Annotated in this window: 19 protein-coding genes, 1 tRNA gene and 6 pseudogenes; 16 read left to right on the top strand and 10 right to left on the bottom strand. The window is 44.5% G+C overall.

Features of this window, described 5'->3' with window-relative positions; translation table 11 throughout:
* Positions 1-700: 700 nt before the first annotated feature.
* The 3 genes and pseudogenes from KQP84_RS19380 to KQP84_RS19370 form a co-directional block, all read right to left on the bottom strand.
* Positions 701-1,365 (bottom strand): annotated as a pseudogene (locus KQP84_RS19380) (MarC family NAAT transporter).
* Positions 1,366-1,414: 49 nt separating this feature from the next.
* Positions 1,415-2,050, bottom strand: a complete 636-nt coding sequence (locus KQP84_RS19375) for a hypothetical protein (protein ID WP_215847760.1) — start codon at positions 2,048-2,050, stop codon at positions 1,415-1,417.
* A gap of 269 nt (positions 2,051-2,319) precedes the next feature.
* Entirely contained in the window at positions 2,320-2,829 is a 510-nt protein-coding gene (locus KQP84_RS19370) for a YjjA family protein (protein ID WP_215847759.1), read from the bottom strand.
* Between the two features lie 603 nt (positions 2,830-3,432).
* On the opposite strand from KQP84_RS19370, the gene KQP84_RS19365 reads away from it, so the two are divergent.
* The 3 genes from KQP84_RS19365 to KQP84_RS19355 all read left to right on the top strand — a co-directional run bounded on the left by KQP84_RS19365 (position 3,433) and on the right by KQP84_RS19355 (position 5,248).
* Positions 3,433-3,828, top strand: a complete 396-nt coding sequence (locus KQP84_RS19365; protein WP_215847758.1) for a DUF2382 domain-containing protein — start codon at positions 3,433-3,435, stop codon at positions 3,826-3,828.
* 27 nt (positions 3,829-3,855) lie between these two features.
* Positions 3,856-4,926 (top strand): YsnF/AvaK domain-containing protein, encoded by a 1,071-nt coding sequence (locus KQP84_RS19360; protein WP_215847757.1) that lies wholly within the window; start codon positions 3,856-3,858, stop codon positions 4,924-4,926.
* Positions 4,927-5,163: 237 nt separating this feature from the next.
* Positions 5,164-5,248, top strand: a tRNA-Leu gene (locus tag KQP84_RS19355).
* 510 nt (positions 5,249-5,758) lie between these two features.
* Here the strand turns inward: KQP84_RS19355 and KQP84_RS19350 are convergent.
* On the bottom strand, positions 5,759-6,673 hold the full coding sequence (locus KQP84_RS19350; protein ID WP_215847756.1) for a hypothetical protein: 915 nt from the start codon (positions 6,671-6,673) through the stop codon (positions 5,759-5,761).
* 859 nt (positions 6,674-7,532) lie between these two features.
* On the opposite strand from KQP84_RS19350, the gene KQP84_RS19345 reads away from it, so the two are divergent.
* The 4 genes from KQP84_RS19345 (at position 7,533) to KQP84_RS19330 (ending at position 10,018) form a co-directional block, all read left to right on the top strand.
* Positions 7,533-8,315, top strand: a complete 783-nt coding sequence (locus tag KQP84_RS19345; RefSeq protein WP_215847755.1) for a helix-turn-helix domain-containing protein — start codon at positions 7,533-7,535, stop codon at positions 8,313-8,315.
* Positions 8,316-8,403: 88 nt separating this feature from the next.
* A complete protein-coding gene (locus KQP84_RS26270; protein ID WP_215847754.1) occupies positions 8,404-8,691 on the top strand; it encodes a helix-turn-helix domain-containing protein in 288 nt (95 codons plus the stop codon).
* 211 nt (positions 8,692-8,902) lie between these two features.
* A complete protein-coding gene (locus KQP84_RS19335) occupies positions 8,903-9,262 on the top strand; it encodes a hypothetical protein (RefSeq protein ID WP_215847753.1) in 360 nt (119 codons plus the stop codon).
* A gap of 138 nt (positions 9,263-9,400) precedes the next feature.
* Entirely contained in the window at positions 9,401-10,018 is a 618-nt protein-coding gene (locus KQP84_RS19330; RefSeq protein WP_215847752.1) for a recombinase family protein, read from the top strand.
* A gap of 462 nt (positions 10,019-10,480) precedes the next feature.
* Here the strand turns inward: KQP84_RS19330 and KQP84_RS19325 are convergent, their stop codons facing one another.
* A complete protein-coding gene (locus KQP84_RS19325; RefSeq protein WP_215847751.1) occupies positions 10,481-10,801 on the bottom strand; it encodes a hypothetical protein in 321 nt (106 codons plus the stop codon).
* A 503-nt stretch (positions 10,802-11,304) separates the two neighbouring features.
* Here KQP84_RS19325 and KQP84_RS19320 point away from each other — a divergent pair.
* From KQP84_RS19320 to KQP84_RS19305, 4 genes are all read left to right on the top strand, one after another.
* Positions 11,305-11,598 (top strand): hypothetical protein, encoded by a 294-nt coding sequence (locus KQP84_RS19320; RefSeq protein WP_215847750.1) that lies wholly within the window; start codon positions 11,305-11,307, stop codon positions 11,596-11,598.
* 10 nt (positions 11,599-11,608) lie between these two features.
* The gene (locus KQP84_RS19315) at positions 11,609-12,400 is read left to right on the top strand and encodes a hypothetical protein (protein WP_215847749.1); all 792 of its coding nucleotides are present in this window, start codon (positions 11,609-11,611) and stop codon (positions 12,398-12,400) included.
* 83 nt (positions 12,401-12,483) lie between these two features.
* Positions 12,484-13,581 (top strand): hypothetical protein, encoded by a 1,098-nt coding sequence (locus KQP84_RS19310; protein ID WP_215847748.1) that lies wholly within the window; start codon positions 12,484-12,486, stop codon positions 13,579-13,581.
* Entirely contained in the window at positions 13,575-14,678 is a 1,104-nt protein-coding gene (locus KQP84_RS19305; protein ID WP_215847747.1) for a hypothetical protein, read from the top strand. The genes KQP84_RS19310 and KQP84_RS19305 overlap by 7 nt, the downstream gene beginning before the upstream one ends.
* 42 nt (positions 14,679-14,720) lie before the next feature.
* Here the strand turns inward: KQP84_RS19305 and KQP84_RS19300 are convergent, their stop codons facing one another.
* Complete coding sequence (locus KQP84_RS19300; RefSeq protein WP_215847746.1) at positions 14,721-15,638, bottom strand: abortive infection family protein; 918 nt, start codon at positions 15,636-15,638, stop codon at positions 14,721-14,723.
* A 117-nt stretch (positions 15,639-15,755) separates the two neighbouring features.
* Positions 15,756-16,975 (bottom strand): annotated as a pseudogene (locus KQP84_RS19295) (tyrosine-type recombinase/integrase).
* Positions 16,976-17,297: 322 nt separating this feature from the next.
* On the opposite strand from KQP84_RS19295, the pseudogene KQP84_RS19290 reads away from it, so the two are divergent.
* Positions 17,298-18,215 (top strand): annotated as a pseudogene (locus KQP84_RS19290) (tyrosine-type recombinase/integrase); the annotation flags it as partial.
* Positions 18,216-19,013: 798 nt separating this feature from the next.
* Here KQP84_RS19290 and KQP84_RS19285 read toward each other — a convergent pair.
* From KQP84_RS19285 to KQP84_RS19275, 3 genes are read right to left on the bottom strand one after another with little or no spacing between them, the layout of a single operon-like run.
* Positions 19,014-19,361, bottom strand: coding sequence for a DUF1493 family protein (locus KQP84_RS19285; protein ID WP_370661490.1), 348 nt, complete (start codon positions 19,359-19,361; stop codon positions 19,014-19,016).
* Entirely contained in the window at positions 19,346-19,795 is a 450-nt protein-coding gene (locus KQP84_RS19280; protein WP_215847744.1) for an STM2901 family protein, read from the bottom strand. The genes KQP84_RS19285 and KQP84_RS19280 overlap by 16 nt, the downstream gene beginning before the upstream one ends.
* Before the next feature lie 11 nt (positions 19,796-19,806).
* Positions 19,807-20,289, bottom strand: a complete 483-nt coding sequence (locus KQP84_RS19275) for an Hcp family type VI secretion system effector (protein WP_050128328.1) — start codon at positions 20,287-20,289, stop codon at positions 19,807-19,809.
* 111 nt (positions 20,290-20,400) lie between these two features.
* Here KQP84_RS19275 and KQP84_RS19270 point away from each other — a divergent pair.
* From KQP84_RS19270 to KQP84_RS19260, 4 genes and pseudogenes are all read left to right on the top strand, one after another.
* Positions 20,401-21,093: pseudogene (locus KQP84_RS19270) on the top strand (IS3 family transposase); the annotation flags it as partial.
* A 953-nt stretch (positions 21,094-22,046) separates the two neighbouring features.
* Positions 22,047-22,621: pseudogene (locus KQP84_RS26420) on the top strand (POTRA domain-containing protein); the annotation flags it as partial.
* Positions 22,605-23,450, top strand: a pseudogene (locus KQP84_RS25855) (VENN motif pre-toxin domain-containing protein); the annotation flags it as partial. The pseudogenes KQP84_RS26420 and KQP84_RS25855, both read left to right, overlap by 17 nt.
* Entirely contained in the window at positions 23,447-23,749 is a 303-nt protein-coding gene (locus KQP84_RS19260; RefSeq protein WP_215847742.1) for a hypothetical protein, read from the top strand. The pseudogene KQP84_RS25855 and the gene KQP84_RS19260, both read left to right, overlap by 4 nt.
* Positions 23,750-23,937 lie beyond the last annotated feature (188 nt).

The raw sequence follows: 23,937 nt of genomic DNA, 5'->3' as shown, positions 1-23,937 counted from the left end.
TTATGGGGGAAGGTTAGGATGGGGGACAGCGGGCAGGATATTCCTCTGCGCAATGCCCCCACCTTAGTCCTCCCCACACGTGGGGAAGGAGACTGATCGAGTGAGTTGTTGATGGGAGTGAAAAGGCTGCTCGAGTGAGTTGAAGACCGATGAATCTCTCCATGAAACGCGTGAACCACTTCCAGCACGCCGTTGATGACAAACTGCACGCCCATACCGTTATGGGGGAAGGTTAATCACTCTCCGATCGGTCCCTTCCTCCATTTATGGCAGAAGGTTAATTACTCTCCGATCGGTCCCTTCCCCCATTTATGGGGGAAGGTTAGGATGGGGGACAGCGGGCAGGATATTCCTCTGCGCAATGCCCCCACCTTAATCCTCCCCCATAAATGGGGGAGGAGACTGATCGAGTGAGTTGAAGACCGATGAATCTCTCAATGAAACGCGTGTACCAATTCCAGCACGCCGTTGATGACAAACTGCACGCCCATACAGATATGGGAGAAGCTTAATTACTCTCCGATCGGTCCCTTCCCCCATTTATGGGGGAAGGTTAGGATGGGGGACAGCGGGCAGGATATTCCTCTGCGCAATGCCCCCACCTTTATCCTCCCCCATAAATGGGGAAGGAGACTGATCGAGTGAGTTGTTGATGGGAGTGAAAAGACTGCTCGAGTGAGTTGAAGACCGATCGAATTTCTCAATGAAACGCGTGAACCACTTCCAGCACGCCGTTGATGACAAACTGCACGCCCATACAGACCAGCAAAAAGCCCATCAAGCGCGAAATGGCTTCAATGCCACTTTTGCCGACCAGCTTCATAATCCCGCCTGAACAGCGCAGCGAAATCCAGAGAATCAGACTCACCAAAAAAAGATAATAACCGGCGCCACAGTGATGACCCAGTCAGGGAAATCTTCGCCACTTCTTACTGTAGAGGCTGAACTGATGATCATCGCAATGGTGCCAGGCCCGGCGGTACTCGGCATGGCTAACGGCACAAAAGCGATATTCACCGTTTCTTTCTTTTCTAGCTCATCCAGCTTTTGTTCAGCTTCAACCGATTGTCCCGCCGCTTTAGTCGGAAACAGCATGCGAAAACCGATAAACGCGACAATCAATCCACCCGCAATACGCAAGCCTGGAATCGAGATGCCAAAGGTGTGCAGCACCGCGTTACCGGCGTACCACGCCACCATCATGATGGCAAAAACGTAAACTGAAGCCTGAAAGGCCTGATGATTACGCTCGCTGAAACTCATGTCGCCAGCTAATCCTAAGAACAGCGCCACGGTAGTGAGCGGGTTGGCGAGCGGTAGGATCACCACTAATCCTAATCCGATAGCTTTTAAGAGTTCCAGCATGCCGTTTCCCTCTATGAATGAAGCGTCAGCGGGATGCTGACGCACATTTTTAGTGTTTCGGGCGTTCAAGCGCTTCTAACAGTTCCGGGAAAAAGTCTTGTAAAATTTCAGGCGTCATCAATTCAGGATATTGCATCAAATGTTCACGGATGCGCTCATTCACGTCGGGAATTAACTGCTGAGCAGCGTGAGTGGCATTCACTTTTTGCTTCTTCATAATGCGCAAAATGGCGTCGGGCAAGCTGTCTTCATCATCGGTATCGTCCGCCATCTCCAGCGCATCCAGCTCGTCAAACATCTCCATGAGCTCTTCGGTTTGCGGCGTACGCGACTCATATTCGCGCGGCTGTTCTTCCTCAAGGTAGCGCAGCATGGCGCGCATCGGTGTGCCATCTGGCGTAGAAGGCGGCTCAGCTGCAAACCAGTTCAGCAGCTGATGCATGGTGACCTGATGCACATGGTAGCCGCTATCGACCAGTTCATCTGCGAGCAACTCGGCAGTTTCATTCTCAATCAGGCAGATATGCGTTTTGTTCGGTTCGTATTGTTCAAGCCATTGGTATATCTCTTCAATTACACCGTCTTCGTACTCGAATTTTTTGTTGATATAGCTGCCATCCGGGTCGTGTACGCAGGCTTTTATGAGATCGGGATCGAAGTAAATCGCAATGTTGAAGCCTTTCATACGTGCAGTCCTGTGTGATTCTAAAAACTCACTATAACGCTGGATGATGCGTTAGGAAACGACAGGGATCAGCAGTTTGCTGCGGCACAGGTTACGCGAACAATTAGCGTTCTCGCCGTGGTGATTTTTTACGTGTTGTCGTAAAGAAATGAGAAACGATTCAAGGGGGTAAAAGACGTAGCGCTAAATTTGCGGAGAAACGGCGGGAAAGGGGGAATAAGCGCATGACATCTTGTTCATACGCTTAAATTTATTCGATCAACATGCGATTAAGAAATGAAGTTTTTGCCTTGCTTCAATACCACATCACACGCTTTGGTTTTCAGCTTCTCGCCCATGGTTGAGTTGCTCAAGGTTTGCAGATTCAACTGCTGACCGTTACCGGTATTCAGCAAACCGGCCACGCCTTGCTGGTAATCGGTTTTCTGCTCTTGTGCGGTTGTGGTATTCAGGCCCAGCTTGCTCAGTACCTGATCTTTCACCGACTGCACATTGTTTTTCACCACATTGTGCTCAACACAATATTGCATCACACCTGCTGCGTTGGTCATGCTGTTGGCGCTAACCGCTTTGTCACCGCCGTTGAGTAAACCGGTGAGTGATGACAGCGATAAGCCACTGTTCTGCGCGCTTTGAGTATTGCTGGTGGAAGTGCTGTTGTTCTGCTGATTCAACTGCGACGCTGCGCTGCTGAGTTGATCCTGCCAGCTTGCTGCCGATGCGCTACCTGCTACGAAAAGCGCGGCTAAACCCCATCCCAAATTTTGTAACTTTTTCATCTCAACCTCAGTCATTTAATTATCTTCACTGGCCTTGGCCAATTCAGAGAAGTCTGAACGATAAAAGTTCAATTAAATACAGGATGCTTGTCCTTTTGAGAATATTCTGCATGGATCTGCTGTTGTTTTAATCAGTGTCGATATAAGCATTGGTTTGTATTTATAAAAGTGGCTTGGACGTGCCTTTTATTATTAAAGTGCTTGGTCTGAAATATTAATTAATATTTATTAAAACTTAGATATAAACAAGCGCGCTTAGTCCTGGGAAATGTAAATTTCGCGCTGCGTTTAGTTGATAGAATCCAGGCAGGGTGCGGGTTTGAGTGGCTTTAAGCATGAAAAGTCGGCGTTGATTATTTTCATTAATCATCAGTGAGTTAGGTTGATTTTATATTTTATGATGTTTCACTTTTATAGTGATTTTAACGGCTTTAACATTTGGGTTTAATTTAATGGTGATCAATAAAAATTATTATTTCTTCTTCCAAACTCAAATTTATCATCTAGGCTTAATCACTGTGTCAGGCAGTTGCGGCGAATATTCATCTCACTCATAGAGATTGTGTGAATATTTAATTATCGAGAAGATATGCGGGAGAGAATATGGCTGGACAGCCGGAACACAATAAAGAAGCTGACGTCACGCTGAAGCTCGCTGAAGAGCAGATAGAGCTGACAAAGCAGAAGGTTGTGGATGGTCGTGTCCGTGTAACCCGTTCCACAACTGAGCATGACGAAGTGATCAATACGTTGCTTAATAAGGAAAAAGTTGAGGTTGAGCATGTGGCTAAAGCGCAACACGTAGAGTCCATGCCAGAAATCAGGGAAGAAAACGGCGTACTTATCGTTCCGGTCGTTGAGGAAGAAATTGTTGTAGTAAGAAAACTGGTGCTTAAGGAAGAGATCCACATTCGAAAGGTTCAGGAGACCGTGCCTTTTCAGGAAGTGGTAACTCGACGTAAGCAGCAGGTAAACATAGAGAAAGAAGACGATCGGTAATAAATAGCTAACAAGAGAGGAATAATCATGGCACACGAAAAAATCGTAACATTGTTCGATTCTGCAATTCAGGCAGATGCCGCGAAAAGAAATCTCCTGAAAGCCGGTTTTCCTGATCAAGATATCAGTTTAATCAGTGGTGAACGTTTGCAGTCAGAAGGGAAAGCTATTCGACATCCAAGCATCTGGCAGCGTCTGTTTGGTCATACAGTAGATGAAGATCAGGCGGACATTTACAGTAAAGCGATGGATAAAGGCGGCGTAGTCCTTTCATTGCGCACCGAGGAAGAGAAGCTGGCCAAAGCAATGACCATCCTTCATTCCCATGACTCGGTTGATGTTCCTTCACGCATGAAGAGTTCGCTTACCGACTCGACACAGCAAAATGCGGGCGAACGTGCAGTAAATCCTACTGCAGGCCGTGAGTTTGCGGGCGAAACCAATGATCGCAGCCGTAGCAAAGTTGAACCACTGCGAACTTCTCTCACTGGCGATGAAAGTGAAGAAGATATTCTACGTCTGGCTGAAGAGCAGCTGGAAGTGGGTAAACGTCTGGTTAGCGAAGGTTCAACGCGTGTACGCCGTTATACTGTGACCGATGAAGTCGCAAAAGATATTTCGCTGCATGAGCAGCATGCTGATATTTTCCGTCGCTCTGTGAATGAGCCAGCGCTGACCGGTGAAGTGGACTGGTCGGAAAAAACGGTAGAAGTCGCCGAGTCGCACGAACAGCCGGTGATCAACAAAACCACCAATGTGAAAGAGGAAGTGGTGGTGCGGACAGATGGCAGCGATCGCACTGAAACAGTGAACGATACCGTACGCCGTCAGGAAGTGGACATCGACAGGAAGACACCCGCAGCGGTTGAAGGTGCGCTAACACCGAATAGCGGAAATACGGCAAGCAGTGCAGGTGTGTCACCCGCTGCGGCTGCTACTAATCCCAATGGTGTAAACACGACCGGCAATACACCACTGAATGCGCAAACGCGTGATACCAAGCCCAGCGTAACCGAAAGGGCAGGTGAGAAAATTGGCGAAGCGAAAGACAAGGTCGAAGATAAACTGAAACAACGTAATTACGACCATTCGCACTAAGTAGTCAGTTAAATGTCGCGGAGATGATTTCGCGTCAGTAGCAGGTTTAGAGCGGTTTACGTTTTAAGCTTTGCAACACCAGGCAAGGTCAGCCGGAAGGCTGGCCTTGTTGCATTTAGTGGATTTACAGCACTTTCCGCTGATTTTTTCGCCGCTTAGCGCATATCTCTGTTAAAGGGGCTTGCGCGTTGAGCGTGTAACGGTATAATCCCCAACGTTTTCCGCATCCTCTTCAGTGCCGAAGTGGCGAAATCGGTAGACGCAGTTGATTCAAAATCAACCGCCGCAAGGTGTGCCGGTTCGAGTCCGGCCTTCGGCACCATACACGATGTTTTCAATGAAAACAGGAAGTTAAGAGGAATATTCCTTCTTTCTGTCATCAAGAACTGTATAAAACCCTGTCACACGAAAATGCCTCTGTGGTTAGTAGTGGCGATTTGGGATTTTAACTCACAGTGGCGTGTAGTTCCAAGCTCAAACACGTATCAGCATCCAACTTGAAGCGAATGACGCAGCCAGCGTCTCAAAACTCTCCCAAAACAGTCTGATCATACGCATTTCAGCCCGATGTGTGGCGTTTTACAGCCCCAAAACAGGTCTATGGTGGTCAATCGTACCTGCACACGAAATGCAGGCTCTACCAGCGTCTCAGCCACGCTCCCTTATGGGTACACGGTTATCCTGATAAGGTTGTGATCACTCTGAACATTTGATGAAGTCGCTACGCTCCGATTGTTGGTAGTACCACCAGCGGGGCTTTATGGCTACTATTGTCTTCAGGAATGATTAAGAAGAGAAAAAGCGCGAGTATTTATCCCGCGCCCTAAACTCACTAAGGCAAGAATTTCACAATTTCGGCTTGCCATGTTTTTTTATGAATGACTCTTCCTTTATGCAGGTTAGCATCCAATATTTCAGCTTTACTGAGTTGTGACAACAGTGCCCAATTTCTATCAAAGATGTAGGTAGCATTGTTGCATTGAGAGCTTTCCAAAATGAAAACATTGCTTTTTGTAAATCCAAATACAACGTAGCCTTGGAATCCTGCATTACCAACTGCTACAAAATCAGGCTCCCTGCCATTAATTAGTTCGAGTCTACCTTCAACTACGGCTGCATTAGACTTGCTTCGAATGTTTATGGCTGAAATAATTTGAGTTCCAATCTTGTCCCAAGGGTGCTGACCTTGGGGTAGCAAGCTCCAGTTGAGTTTTATCGACTTACTTTTGATTATTGTGTTGAGTTGATCGTCAACAGGCTCACATAAACCAAAAATTTCCAGAAAAAGATTTACGCAGTGTGTCACCAATTCTTTGTTTTCGTCTGATAACTTTAATTTAGGTGAGATTACTAATTTTTCCCCATTTAAGTTTTCAACGATCTTCAGTTCTATACTTGGTGGCGGCGTTAAAATCCTTTTGTATCGCTTATATTCAATTTCGCGGGTGTCAGTGACTTCTTGAGTATCACCGCCACCAATGTATTGTTGACGCGTCCAAGATATTTGCCGATAGGCTGTTTCTTTGGGTGCTTTTTTATCGGGAACCGATTTACCCATTGAATTGAATCTTGTGATTGGCCCCATAATTTTGGGCAGAACTTCTTCACCTAATACCCTGTTACTTGTGAAACCTATTGAGTCAGTTTTCTTGGTATCAGGTAATGGATGAGCAATGTAGATTTCTCGTCCATCAAAGTTGGCTATGTAGTTATCAATATTACGAATACGCTTTTTCTGAATAAGCATTGAACGTTCCTTTTGACTACTTATATCGGTTTACATAACCAAGCAAGCCAAGCACAATTACATCGTTGAAATGTAGGAAAGGGTGACTGACGTTTGAGTCTGCAAACTCATGTTGGTTATGCCCAGAGAGCCGGGTCACAATATTGTTCCCGGTTTTTTTATGCCCTTTTAACAGCATGAGCACTACATGTAGTGCCTTTTTTGCTTTCAAGCACTACATAATGAGTATATTAGCCAGCATTTTAATCAGCACAAGCATTGATTTTCGCGAAAAATTCCGTCCTGGGGGTGGCGAAATTCCTGGATCGTTATTCCGTAAGGCCTGCCACTGGTGTCAACTGCCAGCGACTTTTTTCACCTTTTGATCGAGCGTGTGTTTATTGCTCAAATGTGTCTATTCGGGATTTTTCTAAGGACAAAAACGCTCTGAAAAGGCCGCTATGAGCGAACTTGCGAAAATTGCTTATGAATTTTTTAGGTTGGTAGATATGAAAAACGACTCTGAAGCAGTTACCAATTCCATTGAAGCCATGCTGGATTGTTAACGACATGTTGCATAATGTTGTTGACATAAACAATAACATTGGTTACTATTAATTATCCCCGATGAACATCCCGCACTCATCGCAGACCTACCATTTATGAATCAATCCCTAACAAACTCTTCATTGTCACCTGAAAGATTATTTTGATTGTCCCTGCAAGTTGATGCGGGTCGTAAAACCGATGTTAGCTCTCATACATGGCTGACGGTTTCTCGTGGGGACAATTCTTTTTAAGGTGACAATGAAGAGTTTTTTATTGTCTGTTTGGCAGTGGCTCTATAATCCCGCAACCAATAATCACCCTTGAGGTATCAATGTATGTAACAGCAACCAATCCACAGTCACGCACTTTCGTAAAAGCATATCACGATGTCCTGATGTCTCCCGACCTGAACCCGACTGATAAACTTGTATATCTGACATTGCTTTCTTATCAAGAAGCTGGCCTTCAGGTTTTCCCGTCTAATGATCATGTTGCTAAGTCGCTTGGGCTTTCTAAGTCTACGGTCATCCGTTCTACAGGTGCATTAGAAAAAGCAGGGCTAATTACCAAGGTTCGTCGATTCAACAACTCCAACCTGGTAACTGTCAATTCTGTAGAGGTGTCAAAGTGCAACGTCCAGAGGTGTCAATCTGCTACCTCCAGAGGTGTCAAAATGACCTCCTATAAGAATACTGATAATAATAAAGATAAGATCAGTTTAGAAAATGAAGGTCAAAGTCAAAACATTAGAGCTTCGCTATCACGGGTAAACAAGGGATTGTATGAGACCAGAATCCATTGTGATGAGAGCGTTAGCGATCTTAATCTTGATGAAGAAATCTCTAAAGAGAACTCTTTAAATAGAGAAAAACTGGCGACAAAGACATACGCCAGTATGCCTCCTGCTCAAGATGACTTTGATGATGAACCACTCGATCATGACGATGACTATTCAGATGATTCATTTACTGCAACTCCAGACGATGATTTACCTTATAACGATGATGAAGCAGAACCCATTCAGAACATCTTCTCTGGTGGTAATCGTATCGGTATGGCTCCGCATCAGGTCAAACGTCAGAAACAATTCAATCGCAATAACCCCGCCTGTTAATTCTGCTGCTCAGTCCTGAACCCTATTATGACTGAGCGCTTATTCATATGTCAGCACAGACCCATCTATCATAAAAGGTATCCCTCCAATGCATGCCCTCACATCAACTCCAGAAGTGCAACGCTTCTTAGACCTTATCCAATCTGGACAGTCACCTTCTCAGGCTGCTAAGCAATCTGCTCTAAATCCCCATGAGGCCATTCTGATCAGGAAACTGGCAGGTCTTCCGGTTAACAGCCATCAGCCTCATATCCCTGAAAAGGTCGCTTATCTTCGATCTCAGGGACTCACTTACAAGCAGATCGCTCAGCATCTCAATATTTCACTGAGCTATGTGAACATCATCCTTCAACGTCATCGTAAACAATCCCGGTAAAGCATCAATGCAACAATTCACTATTCATTTCCTATATGACGTCGTCCCAACAGGGCTTTTCACCTTCTTCATTTCGAAACTGTTTAACGACCTCTATAAATAGTTAACTTATTGATCTGTAATTATTATTCTGAGCATTCTTCTTGACAGATGTCTATCCAGATTGTCGCTACAGCTTCCCAGATCTCCACCTCATTTGGAAAAATCGCTAATGAACATCCAACCTGCTGATAACTCAGCTACTGCCCCAGCCTTACTCCGTACCTGTATCAACCCAGCAGACATTGATCTGTTCCAGGCGGCTGTCTTTTACCGTGACCCAACACTATTAGCACTGTTCAGCCTGAAACCTGACGATGTTCAGCTAAAAGACCAACTGGCTGTGATGGGCAAGATCACTGCTGACCGGAACGCACAGCGTCGTCATGAACAGTCAAAGGTAAACAAGCATCTTAAGGAACAAGCGCAAGCATCTACTGTGACAGGTGCACCTGCTGAGCAGTCTGTTCAGACATCTCCTGCCAAAGCTTCATTTCACCTAACAGTTCCCAAAACCCTCAAAGCAGTCTGACGTTCACATAGGGTATGCCTTATTAGTTCATGTGATTAAATCACAAATCGCATTCACATTGAGTGGTAGTGTTGACTTATCATGAACTATTCACGTATAGTCTAATAAATTAACTTATCGTGAATACCAAGGCTGAACATGATGGATACGCTGCTTTACCTAAGAGCCAGTACAGACGAACAAGATGCTAATCGTGCTCGTGAGTCGATGCTTCAGTTTGCTGCTGATCATGGGCTGAATATCATCGCTGAATACGTCGATAACGCTTCAGGAGCATCGTTACAGCGTCCTGAACTGAACAGACTGCTCAAGGATGCCCGTAAGAATGACGTCTTGCTGGTCGAGTCTACAGACCGCTTAACACGCCTTTCGGCTGAAGAGTGGGAACAACTGAAGATGTTGCTCACTGAACGTGGACTCAGACTTGTGATTGCTGATGTACCCACCAGCTATATGAACATGCAAACTGGAAACGTTGTTACAGACGGTATCCTTAAGGCTATCAATCAGATGTTGGTTGAGATACTTGCTACGATGGCCCGCGAAGACTACGAGAAGCGTAAACAGCGTCAGCTACAGGGAATAGCGAAAGCTAAAGAGGCAGGTCTGTACAAGGGCAGGGCAGCAGATACAGCACTACGTTCAAAGATACTGGTTAACCGTAAGAAGTTCCCAAACATGTCACAGAAGGAACTCGCACAGCTTTCAGGATGCTCTGTGGGGCTGGTAAACAAAGTTCTGAAAACATTGGCCTGATAGCTATCTCTGGTTTGTTCTTCATTTCATTGTGACAGTTCCGACCAGATAACTAAAAATATCTATAAATATCATGTGGTTATTGATATTTTAACTTTTGCATAAAAATCTGATCGTAAGTCTGACCCGTCTAAGCACCGAGAGCCTGACTTCAACAAAATCCTACAGATATTCCCCCACCAGCAATCCTCACCAGTTTTATTCCCCCTCCAAATTTTTGAAAAAAGATCCTGACAGAGAGGTCACCATGAAGATCCATAGATCTGAAGTTCTCTATAACAGACGACTATCCGAACAGGATCGTCAGAGAGAGATTAAACGCCAACAAGCATTCCGTGATGTGAAAGCAACTGCTGATCGATTTCGTGCGTTACCGACTGAGCCTGAGCATTTCTATCAAAACTCAACAGGTGACAAGATAGGAATCAGCAGTTTGCCAATATCACTTTGCTGAAGAGTAAATCAGCTCTTGTTTTTAACAACACAGCCCCATGTAGCGAAATCTTGCATTGCATCGGTCGACTTTTCAGACAGGGAGGGCATCTGCTCACCCATGTTCTTTCCCATCAGATAGCCGTAATCAGAGCATTTATTCAGGTCACCAACCGGAGCATTTTTAGCAATAATACCCTTCAGTTCGTTTATCTGGTCACGACTCATTCCAATTTCCTGAGCGAGTACACGCGCAGCCTTTTCTTGCAACTCTTCTGGCCCTTCACCAAAAGCGTGTGCAGCACCAGTAAATAAAATTGCTGATGCCAAAATAACTGTGATTTTTCTCACTGCTTATTCCTTAACGATAGGTTTTTCACAGTTACTGGTATCGGCATTAAGCTGCAACACATTAGCTTTTTTACTCATGCCACGTTAATAAAGGGTTGACTAATTGTTACAAAAGTGTTAAATTAATTATATACCTCGATGTTTACTGAATGTTCCAAACAACCCTTTCAAATCTCCTCCTGTGTTTTTTATTCTCTCTGCAAAGAGTTCTTTATCGGTCTCTTAGTCAAAATCCTGTCGGCTTCCATCTCTCTCCAGTGGCTCTCAGCGCAGGTGCAAAACTACTCCGTCCTTTGCGGGGTGCGGTTAAGTAGTCTTTGCAGAGATTGTATTCGTTCCTGAATATTCGTCGTCGTCCTGATCATCGGGTTGGCGACATTTTTTTATCTGACAATAAGGCATCCCGCAATGATTCCAGCAATTTACGTTTTGACTACGACCTTTATCACAGTGACCCTCTGTCACATTGACACGCTCTATGTAAAGCATCATGAGGTGGCCCAATGAACGCAAATATCATTCAGTGGCGAGATCCGCGAGACCTGAAAAAAGGTTTCGTGATTGACCTTGGAAATGGCTCAGCATCGCAAGTTCTCAGTTGTGTATATAAACGCCCAGAAGAACTAATTAACGCCTTTTCAGATTGCTTTTTGATGATGCGTTATTCACCAGTTGAAGCACAGGAAATGGCAGAGACTCTCTACTCAGAGACACGAAAAAAGATGGATGTGATGCTCCGTGATTTAATTTCCACACCTCGTGTCCAAATCCCCGCAAACGCTGCTGTGCAGCACTAAGGCAAAAATAATGACTACTACTAACTGTGCACCACATCCAGACGTACAGAATTACAATGTTGAATCACAAGATCTCAACCGCGCTACTAAAATTACTCTCAAAGCCCACCAGCTTAGTGATTCCGATGCAGAACTGGTAGACCGATTTGAACAGGAAGCCCAACAGCTTCGTGACCAGCTCGATAGACAAGCGATTATTGACGAAGCAGATAATGAGTCTACTTTTGAGAATCTTTATCCTTCTCAGAAGCGTCAATTTCTTGAACAATACTGGACGCCTATAATTCTAAGGCTCACTGAATCTCATGAAGCAGCGTGTGATGCAGTGACGGATTTCGAAGATCACGAATTATCGTTCCGAGCGAAGCTTCAAGCAGAATATGCATACCACTTAAAGCACCCTGACGTTAAAACGCGTTTCTCCAGTGGCGATTTCCATTTCAACGAGATGTTAAAGAGTGGTCATTTCGATATTGAAGGCTACAAGCTGGTCGAGCGTCGTAGCAACGGTGGATCTCTACAGATCGTTAACGGGGGCCTTGCTCCCGCTCAGGGAAGTTCTACTCTGGTATTTATTCCTAATAGCGTTAAGAATCTCCTTGAATATGCCAACAGCGACCTTGCCTTGGAGTATTCAAAAAATGAGTATGAATATCAATTGAAGCGACTTCTTACCAAACGTAATGCAGCCGCACTCGCACTCACCAATGCGAAGAAATCCGCTCGTGAGCAACTTGCAGCTATTCCAACTTTCGAGCAGCTGGTCTCAGATGCGGTTAAGAGATCTTCTGTTAAAAAGTAACAATCAAGACCCTTTAAAGGCTCGCGCTTAATTGTCGTGGGCCTTTTCTTTATATATCTCCTAATTAAAGGCGAGAAACATGAATGACTGCATCAAATAAACAAGTCGTAGATGAATTTGTTATCCAAATGGGCTTTTCTGAAAATGTCTTACGTGGTCTGGTAAAACTGGAAAAGCAAATCCTGCCTATAGCTAACCGCATTGAAAAATCACTTAATCGCCCCTTTGCCAAAGACCGTTCCTCAGCTCTAAACACTACTTTCAAAAACATTGAGAAGCGTGCTGCCCTTGCGGGAAAAAATATCAACAAGTCTCTGTCACGTGGATTTGCTATCGGACAGGCTAACAGCGGTCTCTTTAACCGCTATGAGGCAGAAGGTCTTGCCGCTGCCCGTAAAGTGGGTAAAGCAATGCGTGATGCATATCGAATCCGTGGGTCTGCACCACCATTACCTCCGCTACCTCGACAGGGATCGGGCCAATCTCGCGTTAGCGTTCGTCAACGTATTGAGGATATCCACCAACGCCAATTGACATCAGGCTTCTACGGTCAGATGGTTAATCGTGATGCTGAGCGTGCTGCACAGTACCGTTCACGCCTTGAACGTCTGAGAATGGAGTCCACTGCCGCTGGTGATATGCGTGGGTTCCGTCAAAATCTCCGTACTCTTAACTATGAGTTCTCTCAGACTCAACGTTTAGCATCACAGCAGCGTGCAGCACAGCGCATTCAGGCTCTCGAAGCGTCTAATGCTGCTAATGGATTGTCACGTCTTGCAGACTCCGCAGGTGGGCTTGTAGCAGGCTTCTTTGCACTAAACAGAGCACTGGATTTTCTTCAGGAATCAATCACCATCGGTGGTAAATTCCAGCAGGCACACACTATGGGCGTGGCGGCATATGGTGATGAAGCTGAAAATACTCGCATGACCTTGAAAGCGGATCAGACTTCTCGTAGCTACGGTTTAGACCCGTTACAGACACGTGAGCAAATGGCTCAGATGCGTATGACCATGCCGGATAGCTTCAAAAATGATCAAATCGCCGAACTATTTGAAAACGAAAGCGTTTTTTCGCATACAACAGGTATGGATCCGCAAGCAGTAGGCAGACTCAACTATGCGCTTCAACAAATTAGCGTCTCCGCGCACCTCCTCGGTCAGGATTTTTACAGGTGGTAAATGCCTCGCCAGCGCTGGTCAAAGGTCTGCAAAAGCTCCACGGATTTACGAACAGTAGCCAGCTAAAAGAATACTACAAGACCGTACCCGGTAGCGCATTCGTAGCAGATGCCCTCAAGGTTATGAAACCAACTGACCAGCAGAAGACTATGGCGCAGCAGAATATCATTGCAGCTCAGGGCCGTCTGGCTGGTTCTATGCAATTTGCTAAACGTGACTTCTTCGATCAGATGGAAAAGCCTATGGTCAGACTGTTTGCTACCCTGACCGACTCCGCTGACAATCTCGGAGTGGCATTAACACCAGCAGCCAATGGAGTAGGCTACCTTGCAGACAGGATCAGTGACCTTGCAGAAGGTTCTAATAAAGCAGCAATGAACCTCTCTGGATATGCAGGGCTTGCAACAGAGCACTGGACAGACTTCTATAATGGTCTCGACAAATCTACTCAGAGCAACCTTCAGAGGCTCTCAGGCGTCTTTAACGAGTGGTTCGACGTGTTGATCGCTGTTGTTGCAGGTAAGCTCGCATTAGCGGGAATCTCTAAAGTTGGTCAGATGGCTGGCTTAGGTGGAATCGGTGGCGTGATGGGAGCAGCAGGACGAACTTTTGCTATTGCAGCAGCCGTTGTCTTAGGTAAAGAACTCGGTAATCTTGTGTTTGATCAATGGGTTCCAGCTTTTCACAAAGCTATGGGCTGGGATGGCACCAAAACTAATCGCGGTGGAAACGTGGTTGAAGGTAGCTGGGTGGATACAGGTCTTAACTGGCTTGATGGTGTTATTAGTACAGTTAAGCAATCACCTTTGCCATCTGCTACGGGCTATCCAGCATACTCTGGAGAAATCGCAAATCGCGCTGCTTACCTACCTCCAGCACAGAAACCTATCACCTTTGCACCTCTTAAGCTGGAGATTGTCAACTCTGGTGCGCTTAATGTGACCATGCCAGACGGCTCTATCCAAAAAGTGGCCCTTGACGCTGTTCAGCAGCAACACGAGTTCCAGATGATGTCTGCTCAGGGTCTGCAAGGTAGTTGGCAAGGGGCAGGTGATAATGCTGGATTCAGTCCATCATCGTTGCTCAGAGGTAATTAGCCGTGACCCCGTTCGGCCTAAAAGCTGTTCGGGGTTTTTATATCAAAGATTTTCGTCACATTTCGCGAGAAAGAGCAAAGTTGACGCTGTCAGATGAAGGGAATAACTCGCCAGATGCTCAGGTACGGTTGTGACTTCATGACCTTGCCCATGGCCACCTTCTTTATTCCTGATGGTTGGAATACCACTTTCAAGTAAGATTCTCAAAGATGAGAACTCATTCTGCATATATTCAGGTATCAATCCATTCACCAGACAACCATTAATTAGTTTCTTGGCAGTATCGGTCTGATTGAATTCCCATCCGCGCTTAGTATGAATAGCTTTCATAAGGCTTTCAAAGGATTTCAGGCAGTCATTAAGACACTCTTTGTACTTTTGATGTCTATAATGTTCATGGGCTGAGAGGAACTCATCATTAGCCCCTTGATATACAATATTATTACCAATTATTTGAAGTATTGGTTTAACTACATCAGAGTGGATAAATTGCGAATCCACTTTAACTATTTCTCCAGATTCAAACTGATATCCTATCCCTGCTTCTTTGAATCTAATGTTGAGTTCATCAATAGCATTGTCAGCGGTCTGTTGGTTACCTTGATATTTCCAATAATCTTTTCGTATAACATGATGAATGTATTTAAAACTTAATTCTATGACGTCCAAACACCTTTCATGATTTTTTTCATTAAGAAAGAAGTCGAAAATAGCTTGAGAATTATTTTGGGCACGCTCTTTAAGCGAAAATACCCCGTATTCGCGGCATAAAGCTTTGTGAATAGCATCATAGATATCACCTGCATGGTAACCGGGCCCGTTATCATATCCTATTGTCTCTCTAATTATATGAATAACTTGAACACGGAAATTTTGAGGAAGTTCTGTATACTGATATACATCAGGGACTTCGCCGCGTAGTCTTTTCTGTCTTTTTGAAAATAAATCAAATATAGCCAAGTTCCGCTCCAAAGCACGTGATGTTGAAAGGGAGTTAGTGGAATCCCTTAGACGAGTATGCACAACGCATAATGGATATAATCATAACCAAAAGATAAGTGGTTATAACAGTGCTGTTTACACTAAGCGAAAACTAATCATTTCTACATACTTCGACAGCTCTGTGATTCTCCCTCGTTTACTATATGTTTTGAAGCTCTCAGTTCGCCCTCGCTCATGCCCCATAAGTAAAGCGATCCTATCCTCTGGTACTTGTGCTCGATCAAGCTGTTGAGCAAACTCATGACGTAAGCTGTGGAACACTTTCCGATCCGTCCTTGACTCCCCAAGGCTTTACGCTTTGCCCTTGTGAAACGCTGTGTATGCCATGTAGAGCGCTTACCATCTGCACGATTAATCAAGGATGCCCGATAGAATAAGAAGCCGTTATGAGGCGTCTGATGCAATGATTCAACAAGTGTAATTATTTGGCTGTGAACGGGAACTAAGCGTGACGCTGCCTTAGTCTTACCTTCAAAAATATCAAAACACATCACATCTTCAATTGTCTTTATATTGTCTGTTTTCAGGGAGCAGATCTCATTAAGCCGCATCCCGCTATACATTCCGATCAAAGTTACAGCTTGCATCTCTGCATCACCGTCAAACTCAGCGAACACCTGTGCCAGTTCTATATGAGTGAATACCTCATAATTGACTTTGCTGCTTTTCGCTTCCAGCCCATGACCTCGCCAGGGATTATCTTGGGGTGCATCGTGATAACGGTTCCGTGCGAGATCCCATATTTGAGCCAAAGCGCTGATGTAGTTTTGTATCGTCTGTGGGGCTTTTTCAGTCTTCAGGATATCAAGCCAGCCCGTCACGACAGTACGGTTTATATCCCTAAGCTGAATGTCCCGCTTTTTAAGATGTGATAACAGTACTTCAACAGCCTTATTAGTTTTTGACAGTGTGGTCAGCTTTCTTTTCTCGCTGAATTGCACGAGATAAACGTCACGCATATTCAATAGAGAGGGGCAAGTCTGGACATGTGTTTGAACGCTCAGTAAAGGAGAGGGCGCATCTTTAGCAATCACGCTGATCTGGCGAAGTTCACCAAGAATCTGCTCAACTCGTGACCCAGGTTCTTTAGGTCTAAGTTGCTCGCGAAGGCTATTAAACTCCGTAGCCACACTATCTCTAAACAGTCTTGCTTTCCTGATATCTCCCGTCCCTGTTGAGCGTATGAAGTAGCTCTTTCCATCGAAGAAATGCTTCATGTATGGAGGAATGGCTATCCTGACTATCCAAACGCCAGACGGATCGGTAACAAGGTAGGAATCTTTCTTGATTTGCATAAAAACCCCGTGTTAATTTGCACAGGCATTTTCATGCGCATTTGGGATATGCCGTAATTCTTCAAACTAAGTTAATCGTTAAAAATCTGCGAGTTACCTACGCAGAAGATTTTAAATAGTTTGTCGCAAGGTGTGCCGGTTCGAGTCCGGCCTTCGGCACCATCGAGAATGCAAATTAAGTCGCTTACGAGCGGCTTTTTTGTGCCTGGAATTCAGTCCCAGCAAGGCTTTACCCGTTTTTCAGTCAACCGACGTCAATCTGAGTTACCCCACATCAACATGCTTGTGAGTATAGAACCGAGTCTATGGAAGGGATACCATCATGGCCCTGACTGATACCAAGGTGCGTTCGGCAAAACCTAAAGCAAAGGAATACTCGCTAGTAGACGGCGATGGTATGTTTTTGTTGATACACCCTAACGGTTCCAAATAGTGGCGCTTTCGTTTAATGGCATTTGGTGTTTACCCCGAAACGTCACTGGCTGATGCTCGTCAAAAGAAAGAAGAGACCAGGAGGCTTGTTGATGTCGGTGTTGATCCTTGTGAACATAAGCGTGCTGTAAAAGAAGAACAGGCTAAAGAGGTCATCACTTTTGAATCTGTTGCCAGAGACTGGCACGCCAGCAATCAAAGGTGGTCTGAGTCGCATAGTAGTCGTGTTCTTAAGAGTCTGGAAGATAATCTCTTTGATGCGATTGGTAAGCGAAATATCGCTGAGCTAAAAACCAGAGATTTACTTATTCCTATCAAAGCCGTAGAGATGTCTGGACGTCTTTAGGTGGCAGCACGTCTACAACAACAAACAACAGCAATTATGCGATTTGCCGTGCAGAGCGGTTTAATCGATTACAACCCCGCACAAGAGATCGCTGGAGCGGTTGCTACAGCTAAGCGGCAACATCGCGCTGCGTTAGAACTAAATCGTATACCTGAACTACTTCATTGCATTGATCACTACTCCGGCAGGCCGTTAACAAGGTTGGCCGTGAAACTCACTTTGTTCGTTTTCATCCGTTCAAGTGAACTGCGTTTTGTCCGTTGGACAGAAGTGGATTTTGAAACAGCTATGTGGACGATTCCGGGAGAACGTAAACTATTGGAAGGAGTTAAACACTCTCAGCGTGGCTCCAAGATGAAAACTCCACATCTTGTTCCCCTGTCGCGACAAGCTCTCACCATTTTGGAAAAGATCAAAAGCATGAGTGGAAACCGCGAGCTGATTTTCGTTGGCGATCACGATTGTAGTGGTTTATTGAAATTTTATTTGAAATTTTTAGCTATAAAAATCTCTAAGCATGTCCAGACAGAAATAAAACTATTTAATCTTCCAACCTCATCTGCTATAAGCGAGTTATGGAATAAATCTAATATCGGTCTTAAATTTTTATCATTATAAAAATTTGTGGTTAAATAAATTATTGAACTTAATTCTCCTCTTGTGAGTTCACTCATCTTAGGACCATCAATAATTTTTGGAATAGAATGTTTTCTAACAATTTTATTTTTTACTTCAATGAAAAAACCTTCGTCAACCAATTCGTTTTCAGGAGGAATATTGGAGTTTCGACATAACGAAAAAGCAGTAGTTAGAGTGCTTAATATTTTTGATTCAATTCTTTGTGAGGTGGTATTTTCCAGAATAACTCACTATCACAGGTGTCTATTTCTGTTGAATCAATACTAACAGTCAATTCTATAATGGCAAATTCACTATACATTAAATCGTATGTGTTTATTTTCCTGTCAATATATTCTCTTTGTGTTTTAGATAGTAAATTAAATTCTTTATTTAAGTTAAAAAACAAACTGGAAAAATTTTTTTGAATTCACTATATCCTCATATTTTAATTGAAGCATTGATGCCATTAAAGATAAAATCATTGTAATTTAATAGGAAATTCCATACCCCTTTGCATTTAAGGTATTTAACAGTGGTCATTTTTATCATAATTTAATTATGTGAGTTTTATTGCATTCAATTGCAAGTCATTAACAAATCTCATGAGTATTCACCTCTCATTAATACATAATATTTATATCAGTCATAAAGCCATTTTCCCGCTTTGGCTGATTCAGCAAACATTTTAACAGTTAATGGTTTGCGTGTTTTCTCTATATCTTCTCGTTTTATTTTAAACCACCGAGTTAGTAGTGGTGTATTATCCCAAGGGAAATAACACGACCATTTAACACAAGAAAGATCAACATTAAATATTTTTTCAAATTTATCCAAAGCTTCATGCAGATCGTCACCGGGAGCATCAAATAAGTCATAATCAAGATCCAGCGGAATTTCCTTCCAGTTTTTATCTAAACTAGTTGAGATCTCCTCTTTAAACAAGTCTACAACTTGGTCTTGAATACTTTTCATTAAAAGTATGACCACTGTATACGATCTTTTGGACGGGCTATTAGGTTGTATTTTGCCTGAGTTTTTCTTGATACTTGGTAAATTGCGTTTACAAGACCTATCCAGCCCAACCATGGAACATATCGTGCTATGACAGCAGCAAGATTATTTGTTTTTCGCATCCTTATACCAACTGGTGTAGGAACCCTAATGCCAAACGGAGTTCGTGCATCTCTCAGAACCATTCTTCCGTATTTGGAAATAACGCTTGTGCCTTTTATTGCATCTCCCGGCTTAGTTCTGGTTTTTAACCACGGTTGCCCAGCAAGGATAGCTGCACCTGATTCAATGCCTATCCCCAGTTCATCACAAAATTGTTCAAGAAAAATAACATCGAAAAGTTCACCCGGAGATAGATTGCTTTCTCCGTGGTAGAAATACGTTCCATTTAACTCTTCGGTAGTATCCATTTCATCACCTATTATGCGGTCTGCCGGTCATTCCATGCGTCAGCGTAGATTATGTTTCCGTCACAGTGCTTCCAAGTGATCTTTTCATAACGCAACTCAACAGATTCAAGGTGGTTGTTATTTTTGTCTTCTGGCGATGCCATTGTTGGAGATATTGAGACAATCCGAACACCTTCGAGCAGCATGTTGAAATATTCTACTTCCTGACCAGCATCGTTGATTTTATACCATTTTATTTCAGCGGATTTCAGGTTCTGACCCGTGGCAACGGCTTTATATAGGTATGGACTTGAATAGTCGAACTCTTTAACAATGAGCATAGGTGAGTGTTGGCGGGTTCCTGTAGGTTTACCTGTGGCGTTATCAGTGGGGATTGAGAGGTTATGGTGAAATCCTTTGAACTCAATGCTGAATTCCCTTCCTGCTACGTCACAGCCACCTTTAATGAGTGCGCCACCATCATCGTAAATCCACATATTGCCTGGAATTGCCATGTTCTTTTTCCTTATGTTGTTGTAAATCCCTGTAAATAGAGTATCTATTGAACGGAGGCGAGTAAATGACCAATGTGTGTTTTTTTAGCCTCCTCTCAGATTAGGCGATGCGTTTATGGCTATCGCAAGATCCATTTCGACCTGCGAGATAGAGGGCAACAATGCGGGATTAACCGGGGCTGGCGGCTGATGAAGCGTGCCGGGATAAAGGCTCAGGTCGGGTATCGAAGCCCACGAGCGCGTAAAGGTGAAGTCAGTATCGTGACACCCAACAGACTCCAGCGGCAGTTCAACCCGGAAGCACCGGATGAACGTTGGGTAACGGACATAACCTATATCCGAACCCACGAAGGCTGGCTGTATCTGGTCGTAGTTGTAGACCTGTTCTCGCGCAAAGTTATCGGCTGGTTAATGCAACCCCGGATGACAAAAAATATTGTTCTGAATGCGCTTTTGATGGCCGTGTGGCGACGTAATCCCCAAAAGCAGGTGTTGGTTCATTCTGATCAAGGTAGTCAGTACACAAGCCATGAGTGGCAGTCGTTCCTGAAATCACACGGACTGGAGGGCAGTATGAGCCGTCGTGGTAACTGTCACGACAATGCAGTTGCAGAAAGCTTTTTCCAGCTACTGAAGCGTGAACGGATAAAGAAAAAGATCTACGGAACACGGGAAGAAGCACGCAGCGATATTTTTGATTACATCGAAATGTTTTATAACAGCAAGCGTCGGCATGGTTCGAGTGATCAGATGCCACCGACGGAATATGAAAATCAATATTATCAACGGCTCAGAAGTGTCTAGATTATCCGTGGCGATTCATGAGGTAAGGCTTTGGATTCCCGTTTCGGTCAAACAAGATTGTTAGTAATCGCATACAGAATCCTTATAGCGACTTTGCAGGGTTCAATTAATGATGTTGACTTTCCTTATTTGCAAATAAATCATTTTTACACTTTGCTGCAAAATCGCATGGAATTTGATAAATCAGTGCTGAATTTGGCCCGTATTCGTTATAGGTTTGGATCCAGTCACTGTGACTATCTTGGCGTGAATCATGTCGCTGCATCAGTACTTATCATAACGTTCATCGCGAAAGCGCCAGTTAAAACTCTCAATAAATTCGCTCCGCTTGTTCTACTGGAATAATCGTTTTTAAAGACATGTTTAAAGGGCCATTTATCCAGTGCTCAATATGAAAATCTAGGTTCCAAAATTCTTATTACATTTAATTATCTTAAAATAGCGGGGTGGCTCCCAGAATTATAATTAAAATTCCCCTTAATTTAGCGCGGCAAAATGAAAGGCACATCGAGAAAATAGGAAAAATCAAGACTAGGCTCATAGATGTGGCCTGAATGAAATGGGAAAGTATTCTCAGCCATGATTATATTTGTAGATTTGGATATAGATGACGCTAGAAGTGGGAAAGGCGTTTTCATATAAAGTTGCATTTATGGCTGAATTTTGCAGTCATTTTAATACTGCAAGATGACCTCACTTTCTTAGGACTACATTTTGCGAGCAATATGATTATGCTTATTAATATTGCTTGATTTTTCACACTCACAAGCAGGATGAGCGAAAATCATTTTTTAATGCTAATTAATTTTTAGCTACGTCAAATTACTTTAAACAATATCAAGGATGAGAGTATGTACGCATGCAGGAAGCAGGCGTGGCGGTATGCTGCGCTCTTTATTCTGGGGAATGGGGTATCTTCAGTCTCCGCTGCCGTAGCAGAGCCGCCTGGACCCGTGCAACTGTCTGCCGCTCCGTTAGCGAATATACTGCCACCGACCTTCTCCTCCGGCGCGAGCGCCATTGATGCCCAGGAGCAAATCCGGCATCAGGAACGGGAACGGATTTTACAGCAGCAGAATACCCCGCAAACCGATATCCGGCTTTCCTGCCTGAAACCACACTGCCCGATTATCCCAACAATGAATCCCCGTGTTTCAGAATAAACACCTTTGTGCTGGAGGGGGACGAAGCCAGTGGTTTTCAGTGGGCGCTCGACGCTGTGAAAAATGCGGAAGGACACTGTTTAGGATCGCAGGGGATCCTGCTTGCGATCAACAAAGTCCAGAACGCCATACTGGAACAGGGATACGTTACCACACGGATAATGGCGCAGGAGCAGGACCTCACCCGAGGAACCTTTACGCTGGTACTGCAGCCCGGCCGCATTGAGCAGGTACGCTTTAACGGACCTGTCTCATACCGTGCAAGACTCTGGAACGCCGTTCCGGCCCGTCCAGGTGATATTCTCAACCTGCGCGATATTGAGCAGGCGCTGGAGAATTTTAAGCGGGTATCCGGGTGTGCGGCCGGAAGACCTGACGGAATCGCAGAAGCAAACGGTCAGCGTGCTGGGCTCGCTGGCGGCGGGACTTGCGGGCGGCCTGGCGGGAGACAGCACGGCAGACGCCGTTGCGGGGGCGCAGGCCGGTAAGAATGCGGTGGAGAACAACGCACTCAGCGACATTATCGAGAACCAAGCCTCGGGCGTGTCGCAGGAAGAAAAGTATCAGAGCGCGCAGAATCACCTGAAAGCCGCAGTGGAAGAGTTTAAGGCGCAGAACTGTGCCGGGCTGGGCGCGGAGGCCTGTTCGGCTAAAATGGACGCGCATCGCAATGAGCTGCTGGCCGGCTTTGGCGGATTCGGGCTGGATTTCGCTCCGGTCGTCGGCGATATCAAGAGTTTTGCGGAAGCACAGGGGGCGATAGATTATCTGGCGGCAGTGGTCGGGTTGATACCCGGCGCGGGCGATGTTGCAGGTAAGGCCATCAAGGGGGCAGAAGCGGCGCTGAGGAAAGGTGATCTTGCTGAGGCGTCTAGCTTGATCAATAAGGCCAGTAGCGAGATATCAGCAAAAACCCCAACTGGTTCGAAGGGTAACCCCTTAATAGTTCCTGATGGGATTAACAAACCAACAATTATTGGTAACAGAGAGTTCTCAGGGCATTCTCTTGATCGAATGCAGAAACAAGGGATTACGCCCACTGTCGTTGATAATGCGATTAAACCGGAAAATGCAGTAAAGGGTAAAGTACCAGGTACTACGGCCTATCATGATAAGACCAATAACTTAACGGTAATTGTTAATGAAAAATCCGGGCGAGTTGTAACTGTTGATTTTGGAATCATAAAGCAATGAGTAGACTAGGTAATATAGCGTTAACTGATTATGACTTAAGACAACTTGAATTAATGCGGGGTATTTTGAAAGCGTATGATGCGGAAAAGATCTCATTAAGTGATGTGATAAACAAACTGGAAGGCTTGTTTGAGTGTTTACAGTTTTCAGATAATGAGTGGAAAACAGACTTTCATACCCATTGGTTCACATTAGAGCAAGTATATGCTGTTGCTTTAGATAGAAATGAACCATTAAGCTATTATGAATCTTATCTTATTGATTCAATGGGTGAATTAAGAAATTTACTAACAGTATAACGTTGAAAAACCCCGGCCAGTTGACCGGGGTTTTTGCTGTAGAGCAATAATGCACTCAGCAACATTATCGAGAACAAAGCCTTAAGGCGCAGAACTGTGCCGGGCTGGGCGCGAAGGCCTGTTCGGCCAAAATGTACGCACATCGCAATGAGCTGCTGGCCGGCTTTGCGGGGCTCTTTATAACATTT

The sequence above is a fragment of the Candidatus Pantoea bituminis genome, assembly GCF_018842675.1.
GTDB lineage: Bacteria > Pseudomonadota > Gammaproteobacteria > Enterobacterales > Enterobacteriaceae > Pantoea > Pantoea phytostimulans.
Note: the sequence above shows the minus strand (reverse complement) of the source record. Positions and strands in the feature narration are given on the sequence as shown.